Raw genomic sequence first — 6,125 nt, 5'->3', positions numbered from 1 at the left:
GTCACGGTGAAGCCGCGGGCGCGGAAGGCGGCGGCGAGGACGGCGGGGGCCGCGGCCCCCAGCGCCGGGCCGCCGAAGCCCTTGTCGCGCCGCTGGTCGCGCCGGTAGCCGCGCGCCACCAGCCGGTCGTCGGGGTGGGGCGGCAGGAAGGCCTCGCGGCCGTCCACATTGAGCGCCGCGTAGAAGGGCAGGCGCAGCGCCGCCGCCATGGCCTCGACCCAGCGCCGCGAGACCAGGTCGCAGAGCGCCGAGCAGACCACGGCGTCGGCCTTGTACGGGGGCAGGCCGGCGGGGCCGGCGGCGAGGTCGGCGACCACCGCCTCGATGCGCCACGCGCCGCCGGGCGCGTGGATCAGCAGGGTGCGCCGCGCCGGCCAGGAGGTGGCCCAGCCGAGGCGGATGGCGCGCGCCTCGGTGTCGGCGAAGGCCCGTTGCAACAGGGCGGCATCGGCATCGACCAGCGTCCAGGACTGCGCCCGGCCGAGCCGCGGGGCGAGCCAGCGCAGCAGCGAGCCGCTGCCCGCGCCGAGTTCGAGCAGCCGGGGCCTGGCGGGCAGGGCGGCGTCGAGCGCCCGGACCAGGCGGGGGTCGCGGGCGCGGGCGTCGAAGGGCTCGCGCAGGGCCAGCCAGTCGGCGTCGAAGGTGTCAGGCATGGGCCGGCGCCGCTCCGCTCATCCGCGCGCCATCCCGATCTCGGCCAGGAAGGCATCCGCCCGGTCCGGCCAGCGTGGCAGGCGCTGCCCCGCCCGCCAGGCGGCCTCGGCCATCTCCGCGCGCAGCCGCGGGTCGAAGATCGGCCGCCGCATCGCCCGCGAGAGGGAGGCGATGTCGCCCGGCGCCGCCACCACCCCGGCATCGCGCGGCACCACATCGGCGATGGCCCCGCCGGCGGTGACGGCCAGGGGCAGACCACGCGCCAGCGCCTCGGCGGCGGCCATGCCGTAGCCCTCCCAGTGCGTCGCCAGGGCGAAGAGGTCGGCCCCGGCATAGAGCGCCTCCAGCGCGTCCTGCGGCACCTCGCCGGCGAAGGTCACGCGCCGCGCGATGTTCAGCTCCTCGGCCAGGGCGGCGAGGCCCTTCGCGTGCACCGGGTCGCGCGGGGCGCCGGCGATGGTCAGGCGCCAGTCCAGGTCGGGCAGCAGGCCAAGGGCGCGGAGCAGGACGTCATGCCCCTTGCGCGGCACCAGCACGCCGACCGAGAGGATGGCGCAGCCCGCGCCGCCCGAGCCGGTGGCGCGCGGCGCGGGGTCGGTGCCCGGCTCGACCACGCCGATGCGCGCCGGATCAGCGCCGAATTCCACCGCCAGCCGGTCGGCGGTCAGGCGCGAGGTGGCCACGAGCCGGGCGAGGCCGGGAAACAGCGCCTGCTCGCGCTGCCGCAGTTCCTCGGCCTCCTCCTCGGAGAAGCCGGGCTCGATGGCGGTGGGGTGATGGATCAGGCCGAGCGCGCGGCGCTCCTCCAGCTCCCCGGCGAAGGGGGCGAAGGCGGGCAGGCCGAGGCCGTCGATGATCAGGGCGCTGTCCTCCGGCACGGCGTCCAGCGCGGCGCGGGCGGCCTCCTGCGCCGCCGTGTCCGGCAGCGGGTGGCGGCCGGCCAGCTCCACGATCTCCACCCGATGGCCGCGGGCGCGGAAGCCCTCCACCAGCCGGCGGTCATAGCCGTAGCCGCCGGAGACGGTGCTGAAGGGGCCGGGGACGAGCAGCGCGATGTCCATGGCGGTCAGATCGCCGCCTCATAGGCCGCCCAGGCCAGCGGGCTCTCGCGCAGCAGCACCCGGATCGCCTCCACGCCACGGCCGCTCTCGCCCAGCCGGCCCTCGCGCACCGCCTCGGCCAGGGCGCCGTGGATGTGCAGGCAGAGGAACTCGGTGCTGGTGTTCTGGCCCGCGAAGGCCGGCACGGTGTCCAGGTTGCGGTAGTCGATGTCATCCAGGATGCGGCGCAGCTCGACCCGCGCGGCGGCGATGTCCACCAGGAGGTTGGCCCGGTCCAGCCGCGCCGCGCGGAACTCGGCCTCGACCACGAAGGTGGCGCCGTGCACGCGCTGGGCCGGGCCGAACGCCTCGCCCTGGAAGCTGTGCGCGACCATGATGTGGTCGGCGACCGTCAGGCTGAACATCGCGGGGGTCACTCCTCGTAGGTGACGACGGGGCAGAGCGGCGCGGGCGTGCCGGCCGCCGGATCGAGCAGGGCGCCCATGCGGGCCGGCAGCGCGGCGAAGGGCACCGCCGGCCCGGCCAGGATGTCCAGCGCCGGATCCTCCAGCAGCACCAGCGCCAGCGCCATCCGCTCGGCATGGCTGCGGCGGCCGCGCATGGCGGGCGCGACGGCACCGACCTGGGTGGAGCGCAGGGTCAGGCGGCGCGCATGGAAGGCCTCGCCGAGCGGCAGGGAAACCGGCCGGTCGCCGTACCAGGAGGCCTCGAGGATGCGGCCCTCGAAGGCGGCGCAACGGAGCGCCTGCCGCAGCCCTTCGGGATCGGCCGAGGCATGCACGAGCAGCTCCTGATCTTCCGGCGCCTCCCCAGGGGTGGCGAAGCGGGCGCCCAGCGCCTCGGCGGCGGCGCGGCGCGCGCTGTCGCGGTCCACCACCGTGACGGCCGTGCCGGGGATGCGGGCCAGCAGCCAGGCCGCGAGCAGCCCGACCACCCCGGCGCCGATGACGAGGATGCGCTCGCCGGGCAGCGCCGCGGCGTCCCAGGCGATGTTGAGCGCGGTTTCCAGATTGGCGCCGAGCACGGCGCGCCGGTCCGGCACGGCCTCCGGCACCGGCACGCAGAGGGCGGCCGGGGCGTTGAAGCGGTCCTGGTGCGGATGCAGGCAGAAGACGCGGCGCCCGGCCCAGCCTTCCGATCCGCCCGCAGCCTCCGCCTCGACGCGGGCGACGGCGGCATAGCCGTACTTGACCGGGAAGGGGAAGTCGCCGCCCTGCAGCGGAGCCCGCATCGCCGCGCGCTGGCTGTCCGGCACGCCGCCGCGCCAGACCAGCCGCTCGGTCCCGCGCGAGATGCCGCTCGCCAGCATCCGCAGCCGGAGCTGGCCGGCGGCGGGGGGCGGCAGGACCTCCTCGCGCAGCTCGCCCCGGCCCGGCGCGACGGTCCAGAAGGCCCTCGCCATCATGGGGCGGAGCAGACCGCCGGCCGGGCGCGGCCGAGCACGATGTCGAAGAGCATGTCCTGGCCCAGCCGGTGCACGGTCCAGTCGAAGCGCAGCCCGTCGGCGATGCGCGCCGCCTCCGGCAGGGTGAAGGCGGGAATGCCGGAACCCAGCAGCACCGGCGCCACCGTGACATGCAGCCGGTCGAGGCAGCCGGCGGCGAGGAAGCGGGAGACGGTCAGCCCGCCGCCCTCGACGAAGATGCGCGTCAGGCCACGTTCGGCCAGGCGGGGCAGGAGAGCGCAGAGGTCGAGCCCGCCGATCGCGGCGCGCGGCAGGCGCAGCAATTCGGCGCTGCCATGGTGGTCGGGGCCGGGGGCGTCCTGGGCGCAGGCCAGCAGGGTCGGCGGCCCGCCGGGCGCGAAGAGCGTGTGGCCGGTTCCGAGGCGCCGCTCGGTGTCCAGCACGACGCGCACCGGATGGGGGCCGGTCACCTCCCGCGTCGTGAGGCGGGGATTGTCGTGCTTGACGGTGCCGGCGCCGATCACCACGGCATGGCAGAGGGCGCGCAGCCGGTGCGTGTGCAGGATGTCGGCCCGGCCGCCGATCCACTGGCTGGAGCCGGAGGCGGTCGCGATCCGCCCGTCCAGCGTCTGGGCCAGGCGGCCAAGCACCATGCAGCCATCGGGTCCCGGGGGCTGGAACAGCGGCGCGAAGAGATCGGTCAGTGGCGAGGCGGGAAGCGGCGCGGTGTCGCTGTCCCGCCGGCGCAGCAGGGCCTGCCAAAGGGGATCCTGGGCGGGGGAGTCGGATACGGCATCCATCTGCGTGTCTCTATGCCGCAGCGGAGGGAAGGTTGCCAGTGCGGGGGTCGCGCCGGCGCGGCGGTCTCCATTTCTTGTGGAGAACGAACGTGCCGCCGCGTCCTATCCTGCGATCCCCTCAGGGAGACAGGGCCATGATCCGAATCCTTCTGCTGCCTGCTCTTCTGGCGGCGCTCGCCCTGCCGGGGGGCGAGGCGCGGGCCCAGGGAGAGACACCGCGGCAGACGTCGCAGCAGACGCGGATGAGCGAGTGCAACGCCGGCGCCGGCGTCCGGAAGCTGGAGGGGCCGGAGCGCCGCCAGTTCATGAGCGACTGCCTGGCCGGGCGGGTGCCGCCGGCCCCGGCGGAGGCCGGTGGCGGCTCCTCCGCCCAGGCGGCGCAGCGTCAGCGCATGAGCGACTGCAACGCGACGGCCGGCACGCGCAAGCTCACCGGTCCGGCGCGCCAGGAATTCATGAAGTCCTGCCTGTCGGGCGGCTGAGGGGCGGCTCAGGCCGGCAGGATGCCGCGCCGCGCATCGGCCTGGCGCAGCCAGGCGGCGAGGGGAAGGGCGAGCAGGACCATCCAGAGCTTGCCGAGCATCTGGCCCGGCAGGAAGCCGAGGTCGCCGAAGGCGATCCAGAGGAAGAAGACGCTGTCCACCACCAGCCCGACCAGCCCCGAGGCGAGCACGGCCAGGACGAAGCGCCGCCGCTGCAGCGGGGTGTAGACGGCGAGGTCGGCCGTCTCGCTGACCAGGAAGGCGACGGCCGAGGCCATCACCAGGGCGGGCGGCGCCAGCAGGGCGGAGAGGGCGGTGCCGGCGAGGATCGCCATCCAGGCGAAGCCCAGCCCCAGCCGGCGCTGCACCACGTCCCGCAGCACGAGCGCGAGGCCGATCATCAGCACGCCGGAGGGCGCCATCACGCCGGGGGCGACGGGGATGAGACAGGGGCCCTGCGGCACGCAGACGGTGCCGGCATGGCCGATCAGCCAGTTGGCGGCGGGGATGGTGAGCCCGAAGGCGACAAGGGCCAGCAGGCCCTCCAGGCGAGGTCCGGTCATTCCTGCGAGTTTTCCCAAGGGGTGGGGCGGGAGCATCCGCGCTGATGGCTCAGCGGGCGGAGCGATACGCCATCCAGCCCCGGGCGCGCAAGTCGCAGGCCGGGCACTGGCCGCAGCCATGGCCCCAGTCATGCCGAAGGCCCCGCTCGCCGCGGTAGCAGGTGTGGGTCTGCTCGACGATCGCGGCCACCAGCTCCGGCCCGCCCAGCGCCTCCGCCAGCCGCCAGGTCTCGGCCTTGTCGAGCCACATCAGCGGCGTGTGCAGCACGAAGCGGCTGGCCATGCCGAGGTTGAGCGCCACCTGCAGCGCCTTGAGGGTGTCGTCGCGGCAGTCGGGATAGCCGGAGTAGTCCGTCTCGCACATGCCGCCGACGATGTGGCGCAGGCCGCGGCGATAGGCCAGCGCGGCGGCGAAGGTGAGGAAGACGATGTTGCGGCCGGGCACGAAGGTGTTCGGCAGGCCGTTCTCCTGCATGGCGATCTCGGTCTCCCGCGTCAGCGCGGTGTCGGAGACGGCGCCGAGCGCATCGAGCGAGAGGGTGTGGTCCGGCCCGAGCCGCGCCTGCCATTCGGGCTTCAGCCCCGCACGGAAGACCGCGCGGCACTCCAGCTCGACGCGGTGCCGCTGCCCGTAGTCGAAGCCCAGCGTCTCCACGACCGGGAACCGCTCCAGCGCCCAGGCCAGGCAGGTGGCGGAATCCTGCCCGCCGCTGAACAGCACCAGCGCCCCTTCGCTCATCCGTCCGCCCTTCCCATCATGCCGCCCCTTGTGTGGCGCGGGGCGCGGGGTGGAGGCAAGGCCCGTGGACGGAGGCGTGGAGGGAAGGAGGTCAGAAGGGGAAGAAGGAGCGCCGCCCCGCGCGCTCGCCGCGCACCACCAGCCGGGCGCGGTCGGCCGCGAACTGCCGGCGCGCCTGCAGGCCGGGCAGGGCGATGCCATGCTCCCGGCACCAGCCGAAGAACTCTGTCGGCCGCATGGCGATGCGGATGACGCGGTAGCCCTGGCCCTCGGCGCGGCGGACGTCCCGGTGCGCGCCCTCGCGCCAGTCCTCGTAGCTGTCGCTCATATCCGGCATGGCCTCGCGGAACTGCTCGAAGGTCGCCGCGTCATACCAGGCAAAGCCCATCACAGGCTTCTCGCTCATCCACCGCTCCCACCA

9 protein-coding genes are annotated in these 6,125 nt (G+C 75.1%); 1 reads left to right on the top strand and 8 read right to left on the bottom strand.

Going from position 1 to position 6,125, the window contains the following annotated elements; translation table 11 throughout:
* The 5 genes from ACVMLK_RS10405 to ACVMLK_RS10385 all read right to left on the bottom strand — a co-directional run.
* Window positions 1-653 (bottom strand): class I SAM-dependent methyltransferase (locus ACVMLK_RS10405; protein WP_457486358.1); only part of this gene is annotated, 653 nt, incomplete at its 3' end.
* 18 nt (window positions 654-671) lie between these two features.
* Entirely contained in the window at window positions 672-1,715 is a 1,044-nt protein-coding gene (locus tag ACVMLK_RS10400) for a glycosyltransferase family 4 protein (protein ID WP_457486357.1), read from the bottom strand.
* A 5-nt stretch (window positions 1,716-1,720) separates the two neighbouring features.
* On the bottom strand, window positions 1,721-2,119 hold the full coding sequence (locus tag ACVMLK_RS10395) for a 6-pyruvoyl trahydropterin synthase family protein (protein ID WP_422921422.1): 399 nt from the start codon (window positions 2,117-2,119) through the stop codon (window positions 1,721-1,723).
* 8 nt (window positions 2,120-2,127) lie between these two features.
* Window positions 2,128-3,120: a zinc-dependent alcohol dehydrogenase gene (locus ACVMLK_RS10390; protein WP_422921421.1), complete on the bottom strand. Its 993-nt coding sequence runs from the start codon at window positions 3,118-3,120 to the stop codon at window positions 2,128-2,130.
* Window positions 3,117-3,920 (bottom strand): RibD family protein, encoded by an 804-nt coding sequence (locus ACVMLK_RS10385; protein WP_457486356.1) that lies wholly within the window; start codon window positions 3,918-3,920, stop codon window positions 3,117-3,119. Before ACVMLK_RS10385 ends, ACVMLK_RS10390 begins: the two co-directional genes overlap by 4 nt.
* A gap of 134 nt (window positions 3,921-4,054) precedes the next feature.
* Here ACVMLK_RS10385 and ACVMLK_RS10380 point away from each other — a divergent pair, with 134 nt between their 5' ends.
* On the top strand, window positions 4,055-4,402 hold the full coding sequence (locus ACVMLK_RS10380) for a PsiF family protein (protein WP_422921419.1): 348 nt from the start codon (window positions 4,055-4,057) through the stop codon (window positions 4,400-4,402).
* 8 nt (window positions 4,403-4,410) lie between these two features.
* Here ACVMLK_RS10380 and ACVMLK_RS10375 read toward each other — a convergent pair whose 3' ends face one another.
* The 3 genes from ACVMLK_RS10375 to ACVMLK_RS10365 all read right to left on the bottom strand — a co-directional run bounded on the left by ACVMLK_RS10375 (window position 4,411) and on the right by ACVMLK_RS10365 (window position 6,110).
* Window positions 4,411-4,965, bottom strand: coding sequence for a VUT family protein (locus tag ACVMLK_RS10375; RefSeq protein ID WP_198364532.1), 555 nt, complete (start codon window positions 4,963-4,965; stop codon window positions 4,411-4,413).
* 49 nt (window positions 4,966-5,014) lie between these two features.
* Window positions 5,015-5,704: a 7-cyano-7-deazaguanine synthase QueC gene (gene queC, locus ACVMLK_RS10370; protein WP_198364533.1), complete on the bottom strand. Its 690-nt coding sequence runs from the start codon at window positions 5,702-5,704 to the stop codon at window positions 5,015-5,017.
* 91 nt (window positions 5,705-5,795) lie between these two features.
* Window positions 5,796-6,110 (bottom strand): hypothetical protein, encoded by a 315-nt coding sequence (locus ACVMLK_RS10365; RefSeq protein WP_198364534.1) that lies wholly within the window; start codon window positions 6,108-6,110, stop codon window positions 5,796-5,798.
* Window positions 6,111-6,125: the final 15 nt, after the last annotated feature.

This window comes from Teichococcus aerofrigidensis (genome assembly GCF_054073225.1).
The sequence above is the reverse complement of the archived record's forward strand: the minus strand, read 5'-3'. Positions and strand labels throughout refer to the sequence as shown.

Excerpts from the sequence above, each read along its gene's own strand:
- ACVMLK_RS10380 (WP_422921419.1), top strand. The coding sequence starts at position 4,055 with ATGATCCGAATCCTTCTGCTGCCTGCTCTTCTGGCGGCGCTCGCCCTG.
- ACVMLK_RS10395 (WP_422921422.1), bottom strand. The coding sequence starts at position 2,119 with ATGTTCAGCCTGACGGTCGCCGACCACATCATGGTCGCGCACAGCTTC.
- ACVMLK_RS10385 (WP_457486356.1), bottom strand. The coding sequence starts at position 3,920 with ATGGATGCCGTATCCGACTCCCCCGCCCAGGATCCCCTTTGGCAGGCC.
- ACVMLK_RS10375 (WP_198364532.1), bottom strand. The coding sequence starts at position 4,965 with ATGACCGGACCTCGCCTGGAGGGCCTGCTGGCCCTTGTCGCCTTCGGG.
- queC (WP_198364533.1), bottom strand. The coding sequence starts at position 5,704 with ATGAGCGAAGGGGCGCTGGTGCTGTTCAGCGGCGGGCAGGATTCCGCC.
- ACVMLK_RS10390 (WP_422921421.1), bottom strand. The coding sequence starts at position 3,120 with ATGATGGCGAGGGCCTTCTGGACCGTCGCGCCGGGCCGGGGCGAGCTG.
- ACVMLK_RS10365 (WP_198364534.1), bottom strand. The coding sequence starts at position 6,110 with ATGAGCGAGAAGCCTGTGATGGGCTTTGCCTGGTATGACGCGGCGACC.
- ACVMLK_RS10400 (WP_457486357.1), bottom strand. The coding sequence starts at position 1,715 with ATGGACATCGCGCTGCTCGTCCCCGGCCCCTTCAGCACCGTCTCCGGC.